Annotated in this window: 24 protein-coding genes; 7 read left to right on the plus strand and 17 right to left on the minus strand. The window is 67.0% G+C overall.

The features are described 5' to 3' along the window. Together hydA and P73_RS15245 are read right to left on the minus strand one after the other, a co-directional pair. Nucleotides 1-1,452 carry a dihydropyrimidinase gene (gene hydA, locus P73_RS15240; protein ID WP_043870231.1) on the minus strand — a complete coding sequence of 484 codons (1,452 nt, stop codon included), beginning with the start codon at nucleotides 1,450-1,452 and terminating at the stop codon, nucleotides 1-3. A gap of 105 nt (nucleotides 1,453-1,557) precedes the next feature. After that, complete coding sequence (locus P73_RS15245; protein ID WP_043870232.1) at nucleotides 1,558-2,820, minus strand: Zn-dependent hydrolase; 1,263 nt, start codon at nucleotides 2,818-2,820, stop codon at nucleotides 1,558-1,560. 247 nt (nucleotides 2,821-3,067) lie between these two features. Here P73_RS15245 and P73_RS15250 point away from each other — a divergent pair, with 247 nt between their 5' ends. Then, nucleotides 3,068-3,700 (plus strand): TetR family transcriptional regulator C-terminal domain-containing protein, encoded by a 633-nt coding sequence (locus P73_RS15250; RefSeq protein WP_082033257.1) that lies wholly within the window; start codon nucleotides 3,068-3,070, stop codon nucleotides 3,698-3,700. A 114-nt stretch (nucleotides 3,701-3,814) separates the two neighbouring features. Beyond that, on the plus strand, nucleotides 3,815-4,426 hold the full coding sequence (locus P73_RS15255; protein ID WP_043870233.1) for a hypothetical protein: 612 nt from the start codon (nucleotides 3,815-3,817) through the stop codon (nucleotides 4,424-4,426). Nucleotides 4,427-4,539: 113 nt separating this feature from the next. Here P73_RS15255 and preA read toward each other — a convergent pair whose 3' ends face one another. Further along, nucleotides 4,540-5,841 (minus strand): NAD-dependent dihydropyrimidine dehydrogenase subunit PreA, encoded by a 1,302-nt coding sequence (gene preA / locus P73_RS15260; RefSeq protein ID WP_043870234.1) that lies wholly within the window; start codon nucleotides 5,839-5,841, stop codon nucleotides 4,540-4,542. A 3-nt stretch (nucleotides 5,842-5,844) separates the two neighbouring features. Continuing rightward, nucleotides 5,845-7,182, minus strand: a complete 1,338-nt coding sequence (locus P73_RS15265; protein ID WP_043870235.1) for an NAD(P)-dependent oxidoreductase — start codon at nucleotides 7,180-7,182, stop codon at nucleotides 5,845-5,847. 277 nt (nucleotides 7,183-7,459) lie between these two features. On the opposite strand from P73_RS15265, the gene accB reads away from it, so the two are divergent. From accB to aat, 3 genes are all read left to right on the plus strand, one after another. Beyond that, complete coding sequence (gene accB / locus P73_RS15270; protein ID WP_043870236.1) at nucleotides 7,460-7,951, plus strand: acetyl-CoA carboxylase biotin carboxyl carrier protein; 492 nt, start codon at nucleotides 7,460-7,462, stop codon at nucleotides 7,949-7,951. 11 nt (nucleotides 7,952-7,962) lie between these two features. Further along, nucleotides 7,963-9,309 carry an acetyl-CoA carboxylase biotin carboxylase subunit gene (gene accC / locus P73_RS15275; RefSeq protein WP_043870237.1) on the plus strand — a complete coding sequence of 449 codons (1,347 nt, stop codon included), beginning with the start codon at nucleotides 7,963-7,965 and terminating at the stop codon, nucleotides 9,307-9,309. Between the two features lie 76 nt (nucleotides 9,310-9,385). Beyond that, nucleotides 9,386-10,030 (plus strand): leucyl/phenylalanyl-tRNA--protein transferase, encoded by a 645-nt coding sequence (aat, locus tag P73_RS15280; RefSeq protein ID WP_043870238.1) that lies wholly within the window; start codon nucleotides 9,386-9,388, stop codon nucleotides 10,028-10,030. On the opposite strand, the gene P73_RS15285 is transcribed toward aat, so the two are convergent. The 12 genes from P73_RS15285 to P73_RS15340 all read right to left on the minus strand — a co-directional run bounded on the left by P73_RS15285 (nucleotide 9,994) and on the right by P73_RS15340 (nucleotide 20,918). After that, nucleotides 9,994-10,530: a DUF2155 domain-containing protein gene (locus tag P73_RS15285; RefSeq protein WP_245629181.1), complete on the minus strand. Its 537-nt coding sequence runs from the start codon at nucleotides 10,528-10,530 to the stop codon at nucleotides 9,994-9,996. The genes aat and P73_RS15285 overlap by 37 nt on opposite strands. After that, nucleotides 10,527-10,994, minus strand: a complete 468-nt coding sequence (mlaD, locus tag P73_RS15290; RefSeq protein ID WP_043870239.1) for an outer membrane lipid asymmetry maintenance protein MlaD — start codon at nucleotides 10,992-10,994, stop codon at nucleotides 10,527-10,529. The genes P73_RS15285 and mlaD overlap by 4 nt, the downstream gene beginning before the upstream one ends. 11 nt (nucleotides 10,995-11,005) lie before the next feature. Further along, on the minus strand, nucleotides 11,006-11,389 hold the full coding sequence (locus P73_RS15295; RefSeq protein WP_043870240.1) for an NADH:ubiquinone oxidoreductase subunit NDUFA12: 384 nt from the start codon (nucleotides 11,387-11,389) through the stop codon (nucleotides 11,006-11,008). 192 nt (nucleotides 11,390-11,581) lie between these two features. Beyond that, nucleotides 11,582-12,850 carry an ATP-dependent Clp protease ATP-binding subunit ClpX gene (gene clpX / locus P73_RS15300; RefSeq protein WP_043870241.1) on the minus strand — a complete coding sequence of 423 codons (1,269 nt, stop codon included), beginning with the start codon at nucleotides 12,848-12,850 and terminating at the stop codon, nucleotides 11,582-11,584. Nucleotides 12,851-13,112: 262 nt separating this feature from the next. Next, nucleotides 13,113-13,736 (minus strand): ATP-dependent Clp protease proteolytic subunit, encoded by a 624-nt coding sequence (locus tag P73_RS15305; RefSeq protein ID WP_043870242.1) that lies wholly within the window; start codon nucleotides 13,734-13,736, stop codon nucleotides 13,113-13,115. A 286-nt stretch (nucleotides 13,737-14,022) separates the two neighbouring features. Further along, a complete protein-coding gene (locus P73_RS15310; protein WP_043870243.1) occupies nucleotides 14,023-15,111 on the minus strand; it encodes a DUF1513 domain-containing protein in 1,089 nt (362 codons plus the stop codon). A 1-nt stretch (nucleotide 15,112) separates the two neighbouring features. Continuing rightward, the gene (locus P73_RS15315) at nucleotides 15,113-16,126 is read right to left on the minus strand and encodes an imelysin family protein (protein ID WP_043870244.1); all 1,014 of its coding nucleotides are present in this window, start codon (nucleotides 16,124-16,126) and stop codon (nucleotides 15,113-15,115) included. Nucleotides 16,127-16,141: 15 nt separating this feature from the next. Next, the gene (locus P73_RS15320; protein WP_420836118.1) at nucleotides 16,142-17,734 is read right to left on the minus strand and encodes a di-heme oxidoreductase family protein; all 1,593 of its coding nucleotides are present in this window, start codon (nucleotides 17,732-17,734) and stop codon (nucleotides 16,142-16,144) included. Further along, on the minus strand, nucleotides 17,694-18,179 hold the full coding sequence (gene bfr / locus P73_RS15325; protein WP_043870245.1) for a bacterioferritin: 486 nt from the start codon (nucleotides 18,177-18,179) through the stop codon (nucleotides 17,694-17,696). Before bfr ends, P73_RS15320 begins: the two co-directional genes overlap by 41 nt. Further along, on the minus strand, nucleotides 18,176-18,424 hold the full coding sequence (locus tag P73_RS15330) for a (2Fe-2S)-binding protein (protein WP_043870246.1): 249 nt from the start codon (nucleotides 18,422-18,424) through the stop codon (nucleotides 18,176-18,178). The genes bfr and P73_RS15330 overlap by 4 nt, the downstream gene beginning before the upstream one ends. A 77-nt stretch (nucleotides 18,425-18,501) precedes the next feature. Next, a complete protein-coding gene (locus tag P73_RS15335) occupies nucleotides 18,502-19,758 on the minus strand; it encodes an imelysin family protein (protein WP_043870247.1) in 1,257 nt (418 codons plus the stop codon). Nucleotides 19,759-20,030: 272 nt separating this feature from the next. Beyond that, on the minus strand, nucleotides 20,031-20,918 hold the full coding sequence (locus tag P73_RS15340; RefSeq protein WP_420836139.1) for a 2-hydroxyacid dehydrogenase: 888 nt from the start codon (nucleotides 20,916-20,918) through the stop codon (nucleotides 20,031-20,033). A gap of 299 nt (nucleotides 20,919-21,217) precedes the next feature. Between P73_RS15340 and P73_RS26195 the strand changes: the two genes are divergently transcribed. Together P73_RS26195 and P73_RS15345 are read left to right on the plus strand one after the other, a co-directional pair. Further along, entirely contained in the window at nucleotides 21,218-21,388 is a 171-nt protein-coding gene (locus P73_RS26195; RefSeq protein WP_169747683.1) for a hypothetical protein, read from the plus strand. Further along, nucleotides 21,385-22,008: a ParA family protein gene (locus P73_RS15345; protein ID WP_043870249.1), complete on the plus strand. Its 624-nt coding sequence runs from the start codon at nucleotides 21,385-21,387 to the stop codon at nucleotides 22,006-22,008. The genes P73_RS26195 and P73_RS15345 overlap by 4 nt, the downstream gene beginning before the upstream one ends. Nucleotides 22,009-22,050: 42 nt before the next feature. Here the strand turns inward: P73_RS15345 and P73_RS15350 are convergent, their stop codons facing one another. After that, nucleotides 22,051-22,443, minus strand: coding sequence for a RidA family protein (locus tag P73_RS15350; RefSeq protein WP_043870250.1), 393 nt, complete (start codon nucleotides 22,441-22,443; stop codon nucleotides 22,051-22,053). Nucleotides 22,444-22,692 lie beyond the last annotated feature (249 nt).

The raw sequence follows: 22,692 nt of genomic DNA on the forward strand, positions 1-22,692 counted from the left end.
TCACACGCCCGTCGCCGGGATCCCCGCCCGCGCCACGGGCCGCGGCGCGGTCAGGTCCTTCCATTTCGACAGGGCCTTGTTCACCGTCGCATTCGGATCGCGGGCAACGAATTCGCCATGGCCTTCCTGCGCCTTCAGCGCCCCCCTGTCCACCGCCACATGGCCACGGGTGAGCACGTAGCGCGGCAGCGCCGTCACCTCGATCCCCTCGAACACGTTGTAGTCGATGGCGGAGGCCTGCGTGGCCGCGGAGATCGTCTTTTTCATCGAGGGATCCATCACCACGATATCCGCATCCGCGCCGACGAGGATCGCGCCCTTCTTCGGATAGCAGTTCAGGATTTTGGCGATATTCGTGGAGGTTACGGCCACGAATTCATTCATCGTGATCCGCCCCGTCTCGACCCCGCAGGTCCAGAGCACCGGAAGACGGTCCTCGAGCCCGCCGGTCCCGTTCGGGATCTTCGAGAAATCGCCGGCGCCGAACCGCTTCTGCTCGGTCGTGAAGGCGCAATGGTCCGTGGCGACGCAGGAAAGCGTGCCCGAGGCGAGACCGGCCCAGAGGCTGTCCTGATGCTGCTTGTTTCGGAAGGGCGGGCTCATCACCCGGCGCGCGGCATGGTCCCAGTCCTCGTTGAAATATTCGCTCTCGTCGAGCACGAGATGCTGGATCAGCGGCTCGCCCCAGACGCGCTTGCCCTGCATCTTCGCGCGCCGGATCGCCTCATGCGCCTCCTCGCAGGAGGTATGCACCACATAGAGCGGCGCGCCCGCCATGTCGGCGATCATGATCGCGCGGTTCGTGGCCTCGCCCTCGACCTGGGCGGGGCGCGAATAGGCATGGGCCTCCGGGCCGGTGTTGCCCTCGGCCAGCAGCCGCGCGGTGAGTTCCGCCACCACGTCGCCGTTCTCGGCATGCACGAGCGGCGTCGCGCCCAGTTCCGCGCAGCGCCGGAAGGAGGCGAACATCTCGTCGTCGTTCACCATGAGCGAGCCCTTGTAGGCCATGAAATGCTTGAAGGTGTTGATCCCCTTCTCGGTCACCGCCTTCATCTCGTCGAAGACCTGCTCTCCCCACCAGGTGATCGCCATGTGGAAGGAATAGTCGCAACAGGCCTGCACCGATTTGTTGTCCCAGACCTTGATCGCGTCGAGAAGGCTCTCGCCCGGCGCGGGCAGACAGAAGTCGACCACCATCGTCGTCCCGCCCGCAAGCGCCGCGCGGGTGCCGGAGGCGAAATCGTCGCTGGAATAGGTGCCCATGAACGGCATCTCGAGATGGGTATGCGGGTCGATCCCGCCCGGCATCACGAAACAGCCCGACGCATCCAGCACCTCGTCACCGGAAAGATCCGGCCCGATCTCCACGATCCGGCCGTCCTCGATCTTCACATCCGCCTCATAGGTCAGGTCCGCGGTGACGATGGTGCCGCCCTTGATGACTTTGCTCATTTCCCTCTCCTTCTCGGGCACGCGGGACGTCCGCCGCGTCCCTGCCCTTCATCTGCTCTCAAATATTCCGGGGAGCGCGAGGGGCTGGCCCCTCGCCCCGCCGCCTCACTCCGCGATCCCGGCCGTCTCCAGCACCGCATGCAGCAGCACATCCGTGCCCGCCGCCGCCCATTCGGGGGTGATCTCCTCGGCCTCGTTATGCGACAGCCCGCCCACGCAGGGACACATCACCATCGTCGCGGGCGCCACCGCCGCAGCCCAGCAGGCATCGTGCCCCGCGCCCGAAACGAGATCCATATGGCTGTAGCCCAGGCGCTCCGCCGCGGCGCGCACATTCGCGACCAGGTCCGGGGCGAAGGTCACGGGATCGAAATGTCCGACCGGCTCCACCGCGCATTCCACGCCGAGCCCGGCGCAGATCTCCGCCGCACGCGCCTCGATCCGGCTGCGCATCGAGGTGAGCTTGTCGAGATCGGGGCTGCGGATATCCACGGTGAACACCACCTTTCCGGGCAGCACGTTGCGCGAATTCGGGGTGAACTGCATCTGCCCGACGCCGCCCACCGCGTTCGGCTGGTGCGCCATCGCGACCTCCTGCACCATCTCGAGGATGCGCGCCATGGCGAGCCCCGCATTGGTCCGCATCGCCATCGGCGTCGAGCCGGTATGCGCCTCCTTGCCGGTGAGGGTGAATTCGAGCCACCACAGGCCCTGGCAATGGGTCACGACGCCGATCTCCCGGCCCTCGGCCTCGAGGATCGGACCCTGTTCGATATGAAGCTCGTAATAGGCGTGCATCCGGCGCGCGCCGACCTCCTCCTCGCCCTTCCAGCCGATCCGCGCGAGCTCCCCGCCGTAGGTCTTGCCCTCGAGGTCGGTGCGGCCATAGGCATAGTCGAGCGTGTGCTTGCCCGCGAAGACGCCGGAGGCCAGCATGGCGGGCGCGAAGCGCGCGCCCTCCTCGTTGGCCCAGTTGGTGACGACGATCGGATGTTTCGTCCGAATGTCGAGATCGTTCAGCGTGCGCACCAGTTCGAGCGCGCCGAGCACACCGAGGACGCCGTCGTATTTCCCGCCCGTGGGCTGGGTGTCGAGATGCGACCCGACATAGACCGGCAGCGCCTCGGGATCCGTCCCCGCGCGCGTCATGAACATCGTGCCCATGGCATCGACGCCCGTGGTCATCCCCGCCGCCTCGCACCAGGTCTGAAACACCGCGCGCCCCTCGGCATCCGCGTCGGTCAGCGTCTGGCGGTTGTTGCCCCCCGCCACCCCCGGTCCGATCTTCGCCATCTCCATCAGGCTGTCCCAGAGGCGCCCGGAGTTGATCCTGAGGTTTTCAGCCGGGGCAGATGTCGCGGCGGTCATGCACTGTCCTTTCCTCTCCGGCGGGGCGCGGGTCGCGGCGCAGCCCGCCTCGTGTTCCGGTCGTTTCCGGTTCGGTTTGACCATTTGGTCAAGGGCACACTAACAGCAACGCCCGCCGGCCCCGAAGATGCCACTTGCCGAAAAACCGGGCAAAGGCGGTCCGAGTCCGGTTTTAAGGCGATTCCCGCTTCGACATGACGCTTTTTTTGGCAAGGATGATGCGGTAACGGGAGGAACCGCGCAAAATATGGGAATCGAGATGCATATGCCCGGCCGGCAACCACGCACCAGGATACAGAGAAAGAACACGGAAACGATCCTCGAAGCCGCTCTGGAGGTCTTTTCCCAGCACGGGTTTCGCGGCGCGACGCTGGACCAGATCGCGCGGGCGGCGGGGCTGTCGAAGCCGAACCTGCTCTATTATTTTCCTTCGAAAGTCGCCATCCACCGCGCCCTGATCGACGGGCTGATGCAGACATGGCTCGATCCGCTGCGCGAAATGCGGGCAGATGGCGAGCCGGTCGAGGAGATCCTCGCCTATGTTTTGCGCAAGCTCGAGATGGCGCGCGAATACCCGCGCGAAAGCCGCCTCTTTGCCAACGAGATCGTGCAGGGTGCGCCGAACATCCTCGACAAGATCGAGGGCGAGCTGCGCAGCCTCGTCGAGACCAAGGCCGCGGTGATCGAGGACTGGATCGCCCAGGGCAGGATCGCGCCGACCAACCCCTATCACCTGATCTTCTCGATCTGGGCGACAACCCAGCATTACGCCGATTTCGACGCGCAGATCCGCGGCATCCTCCATCCCGACGGCGACTCGCATTTCGAGGACGCGCGGGTGTTTCTCGAAACGCTCTACCGGCGGATGCTGACACCCTAGACAGCGGGGCGCGTTAACCATCTGCACCGATTTCGGCTGCGCTCACCCCCGCGACTCGCCTATCCTCGGATATGGGAAACAGGTGGGGGCTCCTTTTGCACAAGGAGCCAGGGCATGACGACTATCACGGGCGTGCCGGCCTTCGGAGGCGGCGGCTTCGCCTTCAGGCCATCGCCGGATCCGCCAAGGCCCGCCGTCCCTCCGATCGCGGAAACAGCGACCGACGGGGCGGCGACATTCACGAACGGAAACGGGTTTGCCGGACAGACGGGCGCCGCATTCACGCGGCACCACGGCGCCGGCGGGCATGGCGGCTCCGGCGACCCCTCTGGTGATCCGCAGGCCGGAAAGCGGGACGCAAGGACGGGCAGCATGGCGCCCGCTCGCGACCCCTTGCCCGATGATGTGATCGCCGGGCCGACGCCGGCCTTTCAGGCCTCCGTGCTCGAGGTCGAGCGCGATCTGCGCATGGCCATCGCCAGGCTCGAAGCAAAGCGCGCGAGGGAGGCCGACGAGGCCGCGATCGCCCCGGTGCCGCGACCGCAGCCGCATGGGGCGCCGGAGCACGTCCCCGCGGCGCCCCCTCCCGATGACACAGCAGGGACGGACCGGGCACAGACGGACCGGGAGGCCCTGCCCCAGGCGCGCCCGCGAGACATCCAGGAGACCACGCCGGACAACCATGCCGCGCTGGCAGACCCCCCGGACGAACGCGCCGCGGACTGACGGCGTTGGCGTAGGAACGGCGCGGATGCCCCCTCTCCCGCGTCGCGCGGCGCCCGCGCGGCGGGATCGGCGCCGGAGCCGGCCGACAGGCCGCCCCCCGGCGCACGTCCGGCTCATTCCGCCGAACAGGCCATCACGTTGTTCGGGTGGGTCGTCCAGTTGGCGTAATCTCCGACCTCGCGCCCGGTGCGCGCGTCCACCGCGCCGTGCGGCAGAGTCTTCATCGTGATACAGCCCTCCACCGGGCAGACATTGACGCAGAGGTTGCAGGCGACGCAATCCTCGTCCTTCACGGTGAAGCTGCGGTCCGGCGACATGGCAATGGCCTGATGCGACGTGTCCTCGCAGGCGATGTAGCAGCGGCCGCATTTGATGCAGTCGTCCTGACTGATCACCGCCTTCGTCACATGGTTGAGGTTGAGATACTGCCAGTCGGTGACGTTCGGCACCGCCTTGCGCGACAGGTCGGAGACCGAGGCGAATCCCTTCTCGTCCATATACTGGCCGAGACCCGAAATCATCTCCTGCACGACCTTGAAGCCATAGGTCATCGCCGCCGTGCACACCTGCACGTTGGAGGCGCCGAGGGCGAGGAATTCCGCCGCGTCACGCCAGGTTGTCACCCCGCCGATCCCCGAGATCGGCAGGCCCGCCGTCGCCGGGTTGCGCGCGATCTCCGCCACCATGTTGAGCGCAATGGGCTTGACCGCCGGGCCACAGAGGCCGCCATGCGTGCCCTTCCCGTCGATCGTCGGCTGCGGCGCGAAACTGTCGAGATCGACCGAGGTGATCGAATTCACCGTGTTGATCAGCGACACCGCATCCGCGCCGCCACGCAGCGCCGCCTCCGCCGGGCCGAGGATATTCGTGACATTGGGCGTCAGCTTGACGATCACCGGCAGGCCGGTTGCCGCCTTGCACCAGCGCGCGACCATCTCGATATATTCGGGCACCTGCCCGACCGCCGATCCCATCCCGCGCTCGGCCATGCCATGCGGGCAGCCGAAATTGAGCTCGAACCCGTCGCAGCCGGTTTCCGCGATGCGCGGCAGGATCTCCGTCCACGCCTCTTCCGTGCAGGGCACCATGACCGACGCGATCAGCGCGCGGTCGGGATAGTCCCGCTTGACCCGCGTCATCTCCTCGAGATTGACCTCGAGCGGACGGTCGGTGATCAGCTCGATATTGTTGAGCGCCAGGAGCCGCCGGTCGGCGCCGTGAACGGCGCCATAGCGCGGGCCGTTGACATTCACCACCGGCGGCCCCGCCTCCCCCAGCGTCTTCCACACGACGCCGCCCCATCCGGCCTCGAAGGCGCGGCGGACGTTATATTCCTTGTCGGTCGGCGGCGCGGAGGCGAGCCAGAAGGGGTTCGGGCTCTTGATCCCGCAAAAATCGCTCGTCAGATCGGCCATGGCTCAGCCCTCCATCAGCTTGGCGTGGATATCGTCGGCGGCATCGCGCCCCTCGGCGACCGCCGTCACGGTGAGGTCTTCGCCCCCGCTCGCGCAATCGCCCCCGGCCCAGACGCGTGCCACGGACGTGCGGCCCGTCGCGCTCACCGCGATCTTGCCGCCCTCGATCCTCAGGCCGTCCGGCGCGCCGGCGAGCGTCTGGCCGATGGCCTTGAACAGCTGGTCGGCCGGCAGGCGAAAGGTCTCGCCGGTGCTCACGAGCGCGCCGTTCTCCTCGACCGTGTATTCGCATTCGACCTCGGCGCAGGCCCCGTTGCCGATCACCCGCACCGGCCGGGCATTGTAGACGATGCGGACGCCCCTCGAGGCGGCGAGATCCTGTTCGTATTCGGAAGCCCCCATCCGCTCCCGGCCCCGCCGGTAGAGCATGGTGACGGTCCGCGCGCCCAGGAGCTTCGCCTGCACGGCGGCGTCTACCGCGGTCATGCCGCCGCCGATCACCACCACGTCGCGCCCCACCGGCAAGGTCGAAAGGTCGTTCGACTGGCGCAGATCCGCGATGAACTCCACCGCGTCGCGCACGTTCTCCTTTTCCTCGCCCTCGGCCCGGAGCGCATTCACCCCCGCGAGACCGATGGCAAGGAACACCGCGTCGAACTCCGCCTTCAGCCCCTCGAGCGTCAGCCCGGCGCCCAGGGCCCTGCCGGTTTCGACGGCGATCCCGCCGATCTGCATGAGCCAGTCGACCTCCTTCTGCGCGAAGCCCTCCGGCGCCTTGTAGGAGGCGATCCCGTATTCATTGAGCCCGCCGGGTTTCGGACGCGCGTCGAAGACGGTGACATCGTGGCCGCGCATCGCGAGACGGTGCGCCGCCGAAAGCCCCGCAGGCCCCGCGCCGACCACCGCCACCCGCTTGCCGGTCGGCGCCGCGCGCGAGAAGGGATGGGAATTCTTCGCCATCAGGCTGTCGGTCGCATAGCGTTGCAGCCGCCCGATCTCGACCGGCCGGCCCTCGGCGGTCTCGCGCACGCAGGCCTGTTCGCACAGCGTTTCCGTCGGGCAGACGCGGGCGCACATGCCGCCGAGGATGTTCTGATCGAAGATCGTCTTTGCCGCCGCCTCCGGCGTTCCGGTCAGGATCTGCCGGATGAAGAGCGGCACGTCGATCGAGGTCGGACAGGCAGTCATGCAGGGCGCGTCGTGGCAGAAATAGCAGCGGTCCGCCGCGACCTGCGCCTCATGGGCATCGAGCGGCGGGTGCAGGTCGGAAAAATGCGCGGCGTAGCTGTCCTTCGGCAGGCGCCCGGCGGCGAGGCCGGGCGTCATCGGAGAAATGGACATCGGGCTTGCTCCCTGTGGCTTGCTTCGTCGTGACCAGCGTGGCAGGGGCAGGAATTTTATCAAGCGGTAAAATATTGGCCGCGCACAAATCCTCCACGGAGCCCCGCTTTCGCCAAAGATTGATGCGTGCGCGCCCAAAACTTGCGCAGAGTTTCGGCGCGGCGGCGGGGGCGCAGGCCGGATATCGGGTTTTCACGCAACGTTACAAGGCTTATATACGGGACCAGACCCATGAAAAGCCCGCCACGAAGACGGGCGGCAGAAACCGAGTGACCCTATGACAAAACAGAACGACGCCGACGTGGCCTTCATCGAGGCTCTGGCCGCACTGCTCAATGCCAACGACCTGACCGAGCTCGAGGTGAAACGCGAATATGGCGAGAACGATCGCCTGAACGTGCGGGTGTCCAAGGTGAAAGAGGTCGTCCAGACAGTCGCCGCCGCGCCGGCCCCGGCGGCCCTTCCCGCGCCCGGCGCCGCACCCGCGGCGGCAGCGCCTGCCGCCCCCGCCGAGGCGGGTGACCCCGCGAACGATCCGAACGCCGTCTCCTCCCCGATGGTCGGGACCGCCTATCTCGCCGCGGAACCGGGCGCCGCCCCCTTCGTCAAGGTCGGTGACCAGGTCTCCGAGGGCCAGACGCTGCTGATCGTCGAGGCGATGAAGACGATGAATCACATCCCCGCTCCGAAATCCGGCACGGTCAGGCGCGTGCTCGTCGAGGACGGCACTCCGGTCGAATTCGGCGCGCCGCTGATGATCATCGAATAAGGGCGTCCCCGATGTTCGATAAGATCCTCATCGCCAACCGTGGCGAAATCGCCCTCCGGGTGATCCGCGCCTGCCGCGAGATGGGCATCGCTTCCGTGGCGGTCCATTCCACGGCGGATGCCGATGCGATGCATGTGCGTATGGCCGACGAGGCCGTGTGCATCGGGCCGAATTCCTCGGCCCAGTCCTATCTCTCCTTCCCCGCGATCATCGCCGCCTGCGAGATCACCGGGGCGCAGGCGATCCATCCGGGCTATGGCTTCCTGTCGGAAAACGCCGCCTTCGTGCAGATCGTCGAGGACCACGACCTGACCTTCATCGGCCCCTCGGCGGAACATATCCGCCAGATGGGCGACAAGATCACGGCAAAGGAAACCGCCGAACGGCTGGGGATCCCGGTCGTTCCCGGCTCGAAGGGCGGTGTCCCGGATGTGGACGCCGCGAAGAAGACGGCGGCGGAGATGGGCTATCCCGTCATCATCAAGGCCACCGCCGGCGGCGGCGGGCGCGGGATGAAGGTCGCGAAATCGGAGGCCGAGCTCGAGGTCGCCTTCCGCACCGCGCGTTCGGAGGCCAAGGCCGCCTTCGGCAATGACGAGGTCTACATGGAGAAATACCTCCAGAAGCCGCGTCACATCGAAGTGCAGGTCTTCGGCGACGGCCAGGGCGGCGGCATCCACCTGGGCGAACGCGACTGTTCGCTCCAGCGCCGCCACCAGAAGGTCTTTGAGGAAGCCCCCGGCCCCTCGATCAGCGCCGCGGAGCGCGCCGAGATCGGCGGCATCTGCGCCAGGGCCATCGCGGAAATGGGCTACAGGGGCGCCGGCACGATCGAATTCCTCTACGAGGACGGCAATTTCTATTTCATCGAGATGAACACCCGCCTTCAGGTGGAGCATCCGGTGACGGAGGCGATCTTCGGCCAGGATCTCGTGCGCGAGCAGATCCGCGTGGCGGCGGGAAACAGGCTGTCCTTCACCCAGGACGATCTCAGGATCGACGGCCATGCGATCGAAGTGCGGATCAATGCCGAACGCCTGCCCAATTTCGCGCCCTGCCCCGGCAAGGTCACGCAATATCACGCGCCCGGCGGCCTCGGCGTGCGCATGGACAGCGCGCTCTACACCGGCTATTCGATCCCGCCCTATTACGACAGCCTCATCGGCAAGCTGATCGTGCACGGCCGCGACCGGCCCGAAGCGCTCGCACGGCTGCGTCGCGCGCTCGGCGAGCTGATCGTGGACGGCGTGGACACGACGATTCCGCTGTTCCACGCACTCCTCGAAGAGCCCGATATCCAGGCCGGCAACTACAACATCCACTGGCTCGAGAAATGGCTCGAGACCAACCTGGGCTAAGCCCCTTGCATGATTGTGGAAAGGCCGTCCGCGAGGCGGCCTTTTCTTTTGATGAAAGAGCCGCCAGAGTCGGATCATGAACCATGTCGAGCTGACCCCGGAACTGATCCTTCAGGCCTATGCGAACGGCGTCTTTCCCATGGCCGAAAGCCGGGAGGATCCCGCGCTGTTCTGGGTCGACCCGCGGATGCGGGGGATCATCCCGCTCGACGGGTTCCACATCTCCCGCTCGCTGGCCCGCGTGATCCGTTCGGGGCGCTTCTCCGTCACCTTCGACCGCGATTTCGCCGGCGTCATGACCGGCTGCGCGGATCGCGAGGAAACCTGGATCAACGCCACGATCCTCGCGCTCTACACCCGGCTGTTCGAGATGGGGTTCGGCCATTCCTGCGAGGTCTGGCGCGACGGGCGGCTCGTCGGCGGGATCTATGGCCTCGCGCTCGGCACGGCGTTTTTCGGGGAAAGCATGTTCTCGCGGGAAACCGACGCGTCCAAGGTCGCACTCGCCTATACCGTCGCGCGGCTGCGGCGCACGGGCTTCACCCTCTTCGACACACAGTTTCTCACGCCCCACCTCGCCTCTCTCGGCGGCATCGAGATCCCCCGCGCCGACTATCGGGCATTGTTGCGAAAGGCCATGGAAAGGCGGGCGGATTTCTGCGCGCCGACCGGAGAGCTGACGCCTCAGGACGTGCTACAGGACAGCGGCCAGAGGTCGTAGCGCTGGTGATCCATCGCGTTCAGCGCCGGGCTCGACGCGATCATCCAGCCGGAGAAGACCGGATCCTCCGTCCCGTCGACCCGCACGGTCAGATAGGCATAGGCGTCGCCCGAGGGGTTGCCTTCGGGATAGCGGCAATCGCCGAGAAAGATCTCGATCCGGCCGAAGCGCACCATGTCCCCGACACCCGCGCCCAGATCCTCGACCCGCCCCGTCAGCTTGTCGAGCGCGCGCAGCGTCGCGCCCGAGGAGGAGGCGACGGTGTCGCGGAATTCGGTGGTGATGTCGTTGAGCTCGTCCTGGAACCCCTCGTCGGGCAGGCGCTGTAGCTCCTCGAGCGACAGCCCCTCGCCGAACCCGCCCTCCTCGTCCTCTTCGAGCGGGGTGATCTCGATATCGTCGATGCCGGTGTCGAGATCGTCGCTGAACCCCGGCTCCTGCGCCTGCGCGCCGCCGCAGGCGATGAATGCGGCCATCAGGACGATGCCGAGACGGCTCATTCCAGCTCGCTCCCGTCTTCGGAACTCCCGGTGACGAACTTGAGCAGCAGGTTGATCAGGCTCACCGATCCCTGCGTGTCGGCGATCACCTGTCCGTCCTCGAAATTGAACATCGAACCGCCGGGAAGAAGCTCGACGAAATTGCCGCCGAGCAGCCCCTCGGAGGAGATCAGCGCAGCCGTGTCGTCGGGCAGGAGGACATTGCCGTCGAGCGTGAGCTGCGCCTCGGCGCGAAAGGTCTCCCGGTCGAGACCGAGCCCGGTGACGGTGCCGACCTTCACCCCCGCAAGCCGCACGTCGGTGCCGGTGGAGATCCCCTCGGCGGAGCGGAAGGAGGCGGTCAGCCGATAGCTGTCCTGCGGACCGGTGGCAAAGCCGGTGAGCTGCCCGGCATAGACCAGGAAGCCGATGGCAAGCGCGACGACGCCGGCGCCCACCGCGATTTCTGTGGGATTCTCGGACATGACGAACGGCCTTATTCGGGCTGCCAGGCTTCGTAATCCTGACGCACGATCGGTTTGGGACGACGGATGGAACCGGCGGGAGCATAGGCGGCGGGGGTGCCGGTCAGGTTCTCCACATGCGGCATTTCCCATTCCTTATGCGCCAGCGCCTCGTGGCCGGGATGGTTCGCGAAGGTGTGATGCAGCCAGCCGTGCCATTCCGGGGAGACCCGCGACGCCTCGATATCGCCGTTATAGACGACCCAGCGGCGGGTGTCGGCCTCGTTGCGGTAGAAGCGGTTGCCCTGGGCGTCCTCGCCCACCTTGATCCCGTGGCGCCAGGTGAAAAGCTGTGTCCCGATGGTTCCGTCCTTCCACCAGACGAGCGCGCGCAAGAGAGTGTTCACGATACCCATGGATCCGTCACCTTTCGAAGTTCGCTTGGGCAATCTATGGACCATCGACGCAGCAAGGTCCAGAGGGGAGCGCGCCGCGCGGTGCGGCTTTTCGCGGAGCGTGGCCCCACCATGGCAAGGCCCCGCCGGATCTCTCCCGCGGGGCCCCTGTCTGTCTATCTGTCTGTCTGTCCGTCCGCCGGACGGGCCGGGTCAGGAGGCGTTCGCCTCCTTCGCCTCGCCGTCGGAATAGATCATCAGCGGCTTGGCGGGGGAGACCACCGCCTCCTCGTTCACCACCACTTCGGTCACGTCGTCCATGCCCGGAAGCTCGAACATCGTGTCGAGCAGAATGTCCTCGAGGATGGAACGCAGGCCCCGCGCGCCGGTCTTGCGCTCGATCGCGCGCTTGGCGATGGCGGCCAGCGCCTCCTCCGTGAAGGAGAGCTTCACATCCTCGAGCTCGAACAGGCGCTGGTACTGTTTCACCAGCGCGTTCTTCGGCTCGGTCAGGATGGTGACCAGCGCCTCCTCGTCGAGATCCTCGAGCGTCGCGAGCACCGGAAGCCGGCCGACGAATTCCGGGATCAGGCCGAATTTCAGCAGGTCCTCGGGCTCGAGCTCCTTGAACAGCTCGCCCACGCCGCGGTCGTCGTCATTCTTGACATCCGCGCCAAAGCCCATCGCCGTGCCCTTGTTGCGCTGCGCGATGATCCGGTCGAGCCCGGCAAAGGCGCCGCCGCAGATGAACAGGATGTTCGTGGTGTCCACTTGCAGGAATTCCTGCTGCGGATGCTTGCGCCCGCCCTGCGGCGGCACGGAGGCCACGGTGCCTTCCATGATCTTCAGGAGCGCCTGCTGCACCCCCTCGCCCGACACGTCGCGGGTGATCGAAGGATTGTCGGACTTGCGCGTGATCTTGTCGACCTCGTCGATATAGACGATGCCGCGCTGCGCGCGTTCCACGTTGTATTCGGACGCCTGCAAGAGTTTGAGGATGATGTTCTCCACATCCTCGCCCACATAGCCCGCCTCGGTCAGCGTGGTGGCGTCGGCCATGGTGAAGGGCACGTCGAGGATCCGCGCCAGCGTCTGCGCCAGAAGCGTCTTGCCGCAGCCGGTGGGGCCGATCAGCAGGATGTTCGACTTGGCGAGTTCGATGTCGCCCGCGCCCTTCGCGGCATGGTTCAGACGCTTGTAATGGTTGTGCACGGCCACGGAAAGCACGCGCTTCGCCGTCGCCTGGCCGATCACGTAGTCGTCGAGCACGGCACAGATGTCCTTCGGCGACGGCACGCCTTCGGAGGATTTCAGCCCCGAGGATTTCGTCTCCTCGCGAATGATGTCCATGCAAAGCTCGACGCATTCGTCGCAGATGAACACGGTCGGCCCCGCGATCAGTTTGCGCACCTCATGCTGGCTTTTCCCGCAGAACGAGCAGTAAAGCGTATTCTTGCTGTCTCCACCGGACGAATTGCTCATCACATTCCCCTGGGCCCATCCGGGCCGTTGTTCGCCTGAAATCCGGTCAAGGGACCGACGCCCCGTCGGCCCCGGCCGCACGATCCGCGGCACCCGCCGGATTTCATCAGTCTGGCCGCCCCCGGTGACCGGGGATGGCCGCTTGCCCTTCCCGAGGAGTTTAGGTCAGCCGAATTTCAGGCACAATGCCAAAATCCCGCCTTCCCGCGCCGCCGCCGGATATGCTGTCGCGGTGCCGGCGAAGTCCCGCGGGACAACGCCTTTACGCCTCGGGCACCACGCGGCTTTCGACGATCTCGTCGATCAGGCCGAAATCCTTGGCCTCCTCGGGCGACATGAAGTTGTCGCGTTCGAGCGCGTCGACGATCTCCTTCATCTTCTTGCCGGTGTGCTTCACGTAGATGCTGTTCAGCCGGTCCTTCAGCTTCTGGGTCTCCTGGGCGTGGATCATGATATCCGTCGCCTGGCCCTGATAGCCGCCGGAGGGCTGGTGCACCATGATGCGCGAATTCGGCAGCGAGAAGCGCATGCCCTGCTCCCCCGCCGTCAGCAGGAGCGAGCCCATCGAGGCCGCCTGCCCCATCACGAGGGTCGAGACCTTCGGACGGATATACTGCATCGTGTCGTAGATCGACAGGCCGGAGGTCACGACACCGCCGGGGCTGTTGATATACATCGCGATCTCCTTCTTCGGGTTTTCCGCCTCGAGGAAGAGAAGCTGCGCGCAGATCAGCGAGGACATGCCGTCGTGGACCGGACCGTTCAGGAAGATGATCCGCTCTTTCAGCAGGCGCGAGAAGATGTCGTAGGCCCGTTCGCCGCGGCTGGTCTGTTCGACCACCATCGGAACGAGCGTGTTCATGTAGGTATCAATCGGGTCTTTCATCGGTCCCTGCCTGTTGCTGCTTTCGCTGTCGTAGCGCGTAAGTGTTACATGAGTCTTAGTGGCGGAGGTCGGGGGCTGCAAGAGCGCCCGGCCCCTGTCCGTCCCCGCACCGGCGGGGAAGCGGCGAAAACGGCGGACGGCTCACGCCGCTCTCACGCGATTTTGCACGATTTTCGGCCGGATTCCCGCCACATCCCGCCCGCGACGGAGACGCCGGCGATCCGCTCTCCGCACCGATGCGGCCGCGGTGCCTCCAATTTCGCACAGATTTTCCGGACATTCGCGGTCACAGAAGCTGCGGCAGCGCGACGAGGTGGTTGTCCCACGCAAGGCCCGGCACGGCGTTGAGCGGCCGCATCGTCTCGCGCAGCTCGACCAGCGCGCCGAACCCGTCTGAGCCGAGATAGCCCGCGGCACAGGGCGCAAGCCCGCAGATGTCGCCGCGCTGCACGGCGCCGAGGAAGCGGCCGTCGGGGGCGAAACGGTGCAGCCGCCCGCCGCGCGGCGAGGTGATCGCGACCTCCGTGCCATCGCCCGAATGCGCCACGGAGCCGGCATAGCCGCGCATCGCGAACTGTTCCCCCAGCTCCGCCTGCGCCAGAACCGGCGCCTCGCCGCGCCGGTGCAGGCCGAGGAGCGGCACCACCTCCGTCTCGTCGCCCTCCCATTGCATCGCGAAGGCGATCTGGTCGCCGGGCCCGACCGATAGGTGCCGGATCGAGTTCCGGTGCAGCTCGGGGGCCAGCGCGACCTTTTCGACCAGCGTGTAACCGGACGTCAGATAGGCCAGCGACGGTTTCATTCCGTCGAGGTTGAGCTTCTCGCGCCCCGCGCCGATCTCGGGATGGGTGAAGATCCCGCCATTGGCCACCACGAGCGTGCCGTCGGAGAGCTGCTTGACGTCATGCGGGCCGATGCCATGGGTCGGCACCTCGCCGATGCGCGCGTATCCCTTCGTGCGGTCCCACAGGCCGAGGATGCCGCGCTTTGCGGCATAGTGGTTCTCCGGCGTGAGCAGGAGATCGCCGCCATTCACGAACAGCCCATGCCCCATGAAATGCCGTCCCTCCGGCGCGTCGAGCCGGTGGGTGACGTCGCCCGTCGCACAGTTCACCACCAGCGCGAAGGTGCCGGGACGGCGCGCGAAGGCCACGGCCTCGGGTTTCGCGGGATGGGCGGCGGCGGCATGGCCGCGGGCGGGCAGAGGCACGCGGAACACGATCTGCGCCGCCGCGTCGAGCCCGTAGAGCGCGTAATCGCCCGAGGCATCGCGCGCCGCGCCGAGATAGGCGGGAGATCCGGCATCCGCCCAGCTCAGGCGCGGCACGAAGGCGGTGGCAAAGGCCGCCTTGAGAAAGGTGCGTCGGTCGGTCATGTCAGTCTCCATCCCCTGCGTTGAAACCCGCGGAAATACCCAGAGGCGCGCCGATCTCGTTGGCGATGGCGCCCTGGATCGTCTGGATCCGCTGTCCGACGATCTCCAGTTCGAGCCGCTGCGTCGGATCCTCGACATCAGAGAAATCCTGGGTCTCGAGATCCCGCGCCAGCCCGATCGCATCCTCGAACCCCGCCTCGATCGCCGGGATCTCCGCGGGCGCGAGGCTGCGGGCCAGATCGCGGGCGGCCTCGAGCGAGAGCACGAGGTTGCGGCGGGAGCGCGCGGAACGGCGCGCCTCCGCCCGTTCGGGGCGCGGACGCTCGAAGGAGCCGAGCGGGCGCGCGATGCGCTGGTCGCGGTCGAATTCCAGCGCCGCGGTGAGCTGGGTGTAGAGCGCCTGAAGGCTCTCCGTCGGCGTCAGATAAAGCACCTGCGCCGCCTCCCCGGCCTGTTTCAGCGTGTCGGCGAACCCGTCCTCGCCGGTCCATTCCGCGTCGATCTCGCCCGCCATGCGCGCCATGTCCCCGGTGATCGCCCGCACCAGACGGCAGGCATACTCCTCCGCCCCGTAGCCCGCGAACCGATCGTCGTACAGCATCATCTCGAGCGCGAAGAATCCGCGCACCGCGATCGAGGCATGGGCGAATTCCGCCGGATCGTCCACCACGGGATCCTCGTCCGCGACGATGGCCGCAAGCGTGCGCTGGGTCAGGCCCTTCTTGTCGGGCCAGAAGGACATCGCGAGGATCCGCCCGTCCTTCTCGATCGGGCCGAGATGGAGCTGCTGCACCGGAATCCAGGCGTCGAAGGCCGAATGATAGGCCGGCTTGACCGCCTCGGCGCGGCAATCCTGCGCGGCGACTTCGGCGAGCCCTTCGGCGGCGGCGGCAAAGGTTTCGATCGCGGGGGTCGCGTGCCGGTCGACCGCGCGCGTGACCGCCTCTCCGACGGGATCGGCCGCGAGCGGTCCGGCGAGGGAAAGCGAGACGCAAAGGGCGGTGAAACGGCGCATGGCGGTCGGCTCCTTTCAGAGGCTTTCGAGAAAACGGACGAGCGCGGCGCGGTCGGCCTTCGGCAGGGTCGCCACGGCCTCGCGGGCCGCCTCGGCCTCGCCGCCGTGCCAGAGCACCGCCTCGAGCAGCGACCGCGCGCGTCCGTCATGGAGATAGGTGTTATGCCCGGAGACCCGCGCCGTCAAACCGATCCCCCAGAGCGGCGGCGTGCGCCATTCGCGCCCGGTGGCGCGGTGCTCCGGCCGGTGGTCGGCCAGCCCCTCCCCCATGTCATGCAGCAGAAGGTCGCTGTAGGGCCAGATCAACTGGAACGACTGCGCGGCGCGCGACGGGTCCGTGAGCCGGTGGGTCACGTATTTCGGCACATGGCAGGCGGCGCAGCCGGTGTCGTGGAACACCGCCTTGCCGCGCAGCACCTCCGGGTCGCCGATGTCGCGCCGCGCCGGCACGGCGAGGTTGCGCGCGTAGAAGGTCACGAGGTCCAGCCCCGCCTGGTCGATCTCGTCGCCGCGCACGTCCCCGGCACCGGAGGGCGCATCCAGGCACCGCCCCTGCATCCCGGTGCAATCCCCCGCAGGCCGCGGGACGAGCGGCGAGGAGATGCCCATGTCGAAGGCGAAGGCGGTCGCGGCCTGCTCCTCCACCGACGCCTCCCCCGCCTTCCAGCCGAACCGGCCCAGCGCCGGCGCCTGCGCGCGGCGCGACCAGACGACATTCGGGCGGCCCGAAATGCCGTCGCCGTCGGCATCCTCGGGATCGGCATGGGCAAGAATGTCCTCCGCCGGGATCGCCTCGAGCAGGCCGAGGCCGATCATCGGGTTGGCGACGCGCGGGGAGATCTGGAGCGCGGGGGACGGATCCCCGTAGGCGGGTTTCGCAATCGCATAGACGGGGCGGCGCAGGCGTACCCGTTCCCCGTCCGACAGCGCGATCTCCTCCTCCTCATAGGCGATGTCGAGCCAGCCTTCGGGGGCATGACCCGCCACCGCATGATCCTGGAGCTGCCAGCCATAGACCGGCTCCGGCCGGGTGCGCGGCGTCGCGCCCTCCCCGTCGAGCGCGGCGAGATAGGTCTCGAGCTCCGTGGCCACCGCATCCGCAGGCGCGGGCACCGACAGGCGCAGGAACATCGACACGCGGCTGTCGCTTTCCCCCTCCGGCGGATGGCCGCGCCCGTCGTTCAGGTGACAACGCTGGCAGGACCGCGCGTTGTAGAGCGGACCGAGCCCGTCCGAGGCTTTCGTCGAGGAGGGCGCGGAGACCCAGAGCTTTGCGAAAAGCGCGTTCCCGAGCTCGAAATCGAGCGTCTCCTCGAAGGCCAGATTGGCGGAAGGAAGGGTGAAGGCGCGCGCATCGCCGCTGTCCGCCACCGTGCCGGCGCCGCCGGGCCTGGCCTCGAACGGCTCGGGCGCGGCGAATGTCTCGGGCGGGCGGATCACCGCCGCCACCCGCGCCTGTTCGGCGGCGCTGCGCGGAACGATGGCGCCGGACGGCTCGCCCGGCGTCAGGCCCCCGACGGCGCCCGCCTGCCCCGCAACGAGGGACAGCGCGAGCGCCAGCGCCGGACTACTCGGCCTCGTCCATCGCCGCGGCGTTGAGCAGCGCAAAGCTCTGCTCGCCGAGGCGTTCGTAGAGATCGAGCTGCGTTTCGAGGAAATCGACATGGCCTTCTTCGTCCGCGATCAGCTCTTCGAACAGGTTCTTCGACACGTAATCGCGCACGCTGTCGCAATGGTCGCGCGCCTCGCGATACAGCGTCAGCGCGTCATGTTCGGCGGCGAGATCGGCTTCGAGCGTTTCCTTCGGCGTCTGCCCGATGCGCAACGGGTCGAGCTTCTGGAGATTCGGGTGCCCTTCGAGAAAGAGGATCCGTTCGATCAGCTTGTCGGCGTGGTTCATCTCCTCGATGCTTTCCTCGCGCGATTTCTTCGCCATCTTCTTGAGGCCCCAGTCGTCCTGCATCCGGTAATGGACCCAGTATTGAGAGATGGCTGTGAGTTCCGAACGGAGAGCTGCGTTGAGGTACTCGATGACCTTTACGTCGCCTTTCATGTGTGGCTTTTCCTCTTCCTGAGTGTTTCGCGAAGCCCGCGCAGTTCCGCAGGCACCTCGAGGTTATCATTTTTGCGCATGGTGGAAAGGAAAAGCGGCATGCATCCCCCGCAGTCGGGACGTTTCCCGAGCGCGTGGTAAACTTTCCCCGGCGTGATGATCGTCCGGGGATCCGCGGCGCGCATCCAGTCGATGGCGGCGTGGATATCTGTGTCGCTGATGGCGTTGCAGGAGCAGACGATCATGACAGGTCTTTCCGGGTCCTCTGTGAGGGCAGAAACGGGCCGCGCGCAGGAGCGGCGCGGCCCGCGGATCGGGTTGCTTACTGGAAGACGGCCTCGGGGTCGTCGAGGCTGTCGGAGCCCTCGACCTCGATGTCGCCGGCGGTCAGGACGGTGACCGCCCGTTCGATGGAGCGGGTCTGGGCGACGAGCCCGTCCACCGCCGCCATGATCAGCGCCTCGCCCGCCTCGTTGCCGCGCGCGAGCATCTGGTCGTAGGAAAAGCCGGCCTCGGCCGCCGCCTTGATCCGCGCGAGTTCCGCGAGCGTGTGGTCGATGGCGCCGGTGAGTTCGGTCTCGAGCTCGGGATCGGCGTCAGCAAGGAGATCCTGAAGGCTCTCGCCCGTGACCACGGTGCCGTCCACGCGGACATATTCGCCCTTGTAGACGTTCTCGATGCCGAGCCCGTCGTAGAAATGCGAGTTGTGGGTGTTGTCGGAGAAACAGTCATGCTCCTCCTCGGGATCGTTGAGCATGAGGCCGAGCTTCATCCGCTCGCCCGCCTGCTCGCCATAGGACAGCGATCCCATGCCGGTCAGCATCGCGACGATGCCCTGCGCCGGATCGGAGACGACGGCCTCGCGCGCCTCGCCGCCCTCGGCCCATTGCCCGACCATGTATTCGAGATCCGAGATCAGCAGATCGGTCGCCGCCGTCAGATATTGCGCGCGGCGGTCGCAATTGCCGTTGGTGCAGCCCTCTCCGGTGACGTAATCGGTATAGGGCCGGTTGCCCGCCCCGTGATCCGTGCCGTTCAGGTCCTGGCCCCAGAGCAGGAATTCGATGGCATGATAGCCGGAGGCGACGTTCGCCTCGACCTCGTCGGCCTCGTGCAGGGTCTCGCCGATCAGCTCGGGCGTGATCTCCGCGGCGTCGATCTGCTCGCCCGAGAGTTCGAAGGCCGGGTTGGCGATCACGTTGAGCGCGGCATAGGCGTTCTCGTCGGTCGCACCGCCATAGGAAGCGTCGACATAGTCGATCAGCCCCTCGTCAAGCGGCCAGGCGTTCACCTTGCCCTCCCAGTCGTCCACGATCGGATTGCCGAAGCGGAAGACCTCGGATTGCTGATAGGGCACGCGCGCCGCGATCCAGGCCGTCTTCGCCGCCGCGAGCGTGGCGTCGGAGGGCTCCGCGAGAAATGCGTCGATCGCGGTTTTCAGATCCTGCGCCTTGACCAGCGCGTCCTCATAGGTCGCGTGACCGATGTCGGCATAGGTCTGCACCACCTCCGCCTCCCCGGCAAGGAGCGGCGCTGCGGGCAGCATGGCGACGATCGCGGCGGTCATCATACGGTTCATCGAATATATCCCTTCCCCTGGCATGGCCGGACCCCCTGCGACACCCGGTTCCGCTCGGGCGTGGTCCTCGGCACGGGTCCTCGGACTGCGCCCTATTAACTGACTTCTTTAGTCGGACATGTCAATCCCGATAAATTCTATAGGATACACGGATCCGGCGCGCGATCCTCATGCGGAGCGCACGATCCACGGGGGCGCCGAGGCGTCGGAAACGGGTCGTCGGAAGAGGACCGGACGGGATCCGGGATCACCCCGCCCGCACCGGAGGCGGGTCAGTTGACCGGCGTCAGCAGCGCGCGCCCGGCCAGATGCGCCGCGAGATTGTCGCATTGCAACACGCTCATGTCGCGGCGGGTCTCGACCGTGGCGGAGGCCTGGTGCGGCTGGAGCAGCACGGTGTCGAGCGCGACGAGCCGGGCATCGACATGCGGCTCGTTGTAGAACACGTCGAGCGCCGCCCCCGCGATCTCCCGCGCCTCGAGCGCGGCGATGAGCGCCTCCTCGTCGATGCAGCTGCCGCGGGCGATGTTCACGACGACACCGTCGGAGCCGAGCGCCGCCAGCGCCTCCTTCGAGACATAGCCGCGCGTCTCCTCGCCCCCGACCACCGCGACCACGAGCCAGTCCACGGCCCCGGCGAGGGAGACGACATCGTTGCCGTGCCAGTGCCAGCCCGGCGTCTGCTTTTCCGAGCGGGAGGTATAATGGATCTCCATCCCGAAGGCCGCGAGACGGTCCGCGATGGCGCGGCCGATGCGGCCCATCCCCGCGATGCCGGCGCGGGCGCCCGACATCTTGCGATTGAGCGGCAGCTCGCGGCCAGAGGCCCACGTCCCCTCGCGCACCCAGGCGTCGCCGCGGATGATGTCGCGGCTGAAGGCCAGCATCATCGCGACCGCGAGATCGGCCACATCCTCGTTGAGCACGTCGGGCGTATTGGTCACGCGGATGCCGCGCGCGCTCGCCGCCGCCACGTCGATCGCGTCATAGCCGACCCCGAAATGCGCGATCAGCTCGAGATTGGGGAACAGGTCCATCTGCGGGCCGTCGAAGGGCATATGCGCCTTGTTCGCAACCGCACGGATGCCCTGCCGCACCGCCTCCGGCAGGGCCTGCCGCGCCTCCGGCGTCACCGCGGCCACGGTCGGCCCCTGCGCCATGACCCGCGCCCTCTCGTCATCGGTGAACGCGTCGGAGGACAGCAGAATGACGGGATCGGACATCGGATTTCCTTTCGTCTGCGGGACTTGCAAGGGCTCGCCCCACTCGTAGATCAATCCGCGCGCGAAGGAAAGCGCCCCGGCGGGCGTCCGGCAAACCACGCGGCGGCGCGGTGGCTCTTCGCCCTTCAAGAATCCGCTTTTCTTTCGTAAGCTCTGAGGGTTCGGGTTGACCGGGATGTTTCAGCGTATATACAGCCGCGTATATACAATTCAGACCGGAGAGGTCGGAGCGCGCCATGTCGCCATCGAGCAAGAAAGACAGCAGTCTCATCATTCGCCTGCCGAAGACGGACAGGGACGCCTTCGTCGCGCTCTGCGAAGAACTCGACACGTCCGCCTCGCGCGAGCTGCGCAATCATATTCGCAAATTCCTGAAGAAAAACAAAAAGAAAGGACCGCCGTCGTGAAAACCCTCCTCGTGGCCAATTCCAAGGGCGGATCGGGCAAGACGATGACGGCGATCACCCTGGCCTGCGCGCTGAAGGCCACCGGCGCGAGCGTTGTGCTCGCCGATGCCGATCCGCAGCAGTCCGCCCGCGCCTGGGGCAAGCGGCGCTCGGCCTATGCGCCGCATATCAAGACGCTCGACTGGTCCGGGGAGTCCCGCCCGAGCGTGCCGAAAAAGACCGACTGGCTGGTGATCGACAGCGGCGCGGGACTGGGCGCGGCGCGTGCGAAACCCTTCGTCCGGGAGGCGGATGTCCTCGTCATGCCGATCATGGCCTCGATGTTCGACGAACTGGCGCTCAAGGGCTTCCTGTCCGACCTCCAGGAGCTCAAGCGCATCCGCAAGGAAAAGGTGGAGATCCTGCCCATCGGCTCGCGCATCGACCTGCGGCGCAAGGATGCGCGGCTGCTGGGCGAGTTTCTCGCGGCGAACGGCCATGCGCTCGTGACGCTGGTGTCCGACCGCGCCGCCTATGTCGATCTCGCGCGCGAAGGGCTCTCGATCTTCGACCGGACGCAGGCGCCCTATCGCCGGCTCCAGGACCAGTGGCGGCCGGTGCTCGACCGGCTCGGCGTCTGATCCGGGCGCCGGCGCGGCGGCCCGCCGCGGACCGCCCCCAGGCTAGAGCGGCACGACCGCCGTCACCTCCACCTCGACGAGGAATTCGGGCCGGGTGAAGCCGGTGACGATGAGGAGCGTCGAGGCGGGCTTCACCGCCACGTCGCGCAGCCAGGCGTCGCGCACCGCCATATAGGGCGCGAAATCCTCCCGCCGCGTGACGAAGGCCGAGATGCGGACGACCTCGCCGCGCCCGATGCCCGCCTCCGCGAGGATCGCGTCCAGATTGGCGAAACACCGCTCCGCCTGCGCCGTCACCCCCTCGGGACAGGTGCCGTCGGGCGCGAGGCCGAGCTGGCCGGAGGTCACGATCACCCGCCCGGCCGGGCCGCTGTCGATACCGTGGTTATAGGCGCCGAAGGGCGCGGCGATGCTGTCGGGGGCGAGTGCCTTCATAGGTCCGGGAACCTCCTCAGATTCGTTTTGCGATCATGTCATGGCATCTGCGCGCCGCGAACGCCCGGATTGCGGGCGCATGGACGCCCCTCGCTCCCGCCTGTCGCCATGTTTTTGACCATATGGCCAGAAAACTGCCGCGGATTTCATCATTCTCGCCGCAGCCCCCGCCGGAGCGCGTGCTGGCCCTACCCTTCCACCGGGACCGGCTCGCTAACGTGGACTGCGGAACTTCACCCACGGAGAGTT

Source organism: Celeribacter indicus (assembly GCF_000819565.1).
In the GTDB taxonomy this organism is placed as follows: domain Bacteria; phylum Pseudomonadota; class Alphaproteobacteria; order Rhodobacterales; family Rhodobacteraceae; genus Celeribacter; species Celeribacter indicus.

What these genes read in the sequence shown, in the direction of transcription:
- hydA (WP_043870231.1), bottom strand. Translation starts at nt 1,452, where the DNA reads ATGAGCAAAGTCATCAAGGGCGGCACCATCGTCACCGCGGACCTGACC.
- P73_RS15245 (WP_043870232.1), bottom strand. Translation starts at nt 2,820, where the DNA reads ATGACCGCCGCGACATCTGCCCCGGCTGAAAACCTCAGGATCAACTCC.
- P73_RS15250 (WP_082033257.1), top strand. Translation starts at nt 3,068, where the DNA reads ATGGGAATCGAGATGCATATGCCCGGCCGGCAACCACGCACCAGGATA.
- P73_RS15255 (WP_043870233.1), top strand. Translation starts at nt 3,815, where the DNA reads ATGACGACTATCACGGGCGTGCCGGCCTTCGGAGGCGGCGGCTTCGCC.
- preA (WP_043870234.1), bottom strand. Translation starts at nt 5,841, where the DNA reads ATGGCCGATCTGACGAGCGATTTTTGCGGGATCAAGAGCCCGAACCCC.
- P73_RS15265 (WP_043870235.1), bottom strand. Translation starts at nt 7,182, where the DNA reads ATGTCCATTTCTCCGATGACGCCCGGCCTCGCCGCCGGGCGCCTGCCG.
- accB (WP_043870236.1), top strand. Translation starts at nt 7,460, where the DNA reads ATGACAAAACAGAACGACGCCGACGTGGCCTTCATCGAGGCTCTGGCC.
- accC (WP_043870237.1), top strand. Translation starts at nt 7,963, where the DNA reads ATGTTCGATAAGATCCTCATCGCCAACCGTGGCGAAATCGCCCTCCGG.
- aat (WP_043870238.1), top strand. Translation starts at nt 9,386, where the DNA reads ATGAACCATGTCGAGCTGACCCCGGAACTGATCCTTCAGGCCTATGCG.
- P73_RS15285 (WP_245629181.1), bottom strand. Translation starts at nt 10,530, where the DNA reads ATGAGCCGTCTCGGCATCGTCCTGATGGCCGCATTCATCGCCTGCGGC.
- mlaD (WP_043870239.1), bottom strand. Translation starts at nt 10,994, where the DNA reads ATGTCCGAGAATCCCACAGAAATCGCGGTGGGCGCCGGCGTCGTCGCG.
- P73_RS15295 (WP_043870240.1), bottom strand. Translation starts at nt 11,389, where the DNA reads ATGGGTATCGTGAACACTCTCTTGCGCGCGCTCGTCTGGTGGAAGGAC.
- clpX (WP_043870241.1), bottom strand. Translation starts at nt 12,850, where the DNA reads ATGAGCAATTCGTCCGGTGGAGACAGCAAGAATACGCTTTACTGCTCG.
- P73_RS15305 (WP_043870242.1), bottom strand. Translation starts at nt 13,736, where the DNA reads ATGAAAGACCCGATTGATACCTACATGAACACGCTCGTTCCGATGGTG.
- P73_RS15310 (WP_043870243.1), bottom strand. Translation starts at nt 15,111, where the DNA reads ATGACCGACCGACGCACCTTTCTCAAGGCGGCCTTTGCCACCGCCTTC.
- P73_RS15315 (WP_043870244.1), bottom strand. Translation starts at nt 16,126, where the DNA reads ATGCGCCGTTTCACCGCCCTTTGCGTCTCGCTTTCCCTCGCCGGACCG.
- bfr (WP_043870245.1), bottom strand. Translation starts at nt 18,179, where the DNA reads ATGAAAGGCGACGTAAAGGTCATCGAGTACCTCAACGCAGCTCTCCGT.
- P73_RS15330 (WP_043870246.1), bottom strand. Translation starts at nt 18,424, where the DNA reads ATGATCGTCTGCTCCTGCAACGCCATCAGCGACACAGATATCCACGCC.
- P73_RS15335 (WP_043870247.1), bottom strand. Translation starts at nt 19,758, where the DNA reads ATGAACCGTATGATGACCGCCGCGATCGTCGCCATGCTGCCCGCAGCG.
- P73_RS15340 (WP_420836139.1), bottom strand. Translation starts at nt 20,918, where the DNA reads ATGGCGCAGGGGCCGACCGTGGCCGCGGTGACGCCGGAGGCGCGGCAG.
- P73_RS26195 (WP_169747683.1), top strand. Translation starts at nt 21,218, where the DNA reads ATGTCGCCATCGAGCAAGAAAGACAGCAGTCTCATCATTCGCCTGCCG.
- P73_RS15350 (WP_043870250.1), bottom strand. Translation starts at nt 22,443, where the DNA reads ATGAAGGCACTCGCCCCCGACAGCATCGCCGCGCCCTTCGGCGCCTAT.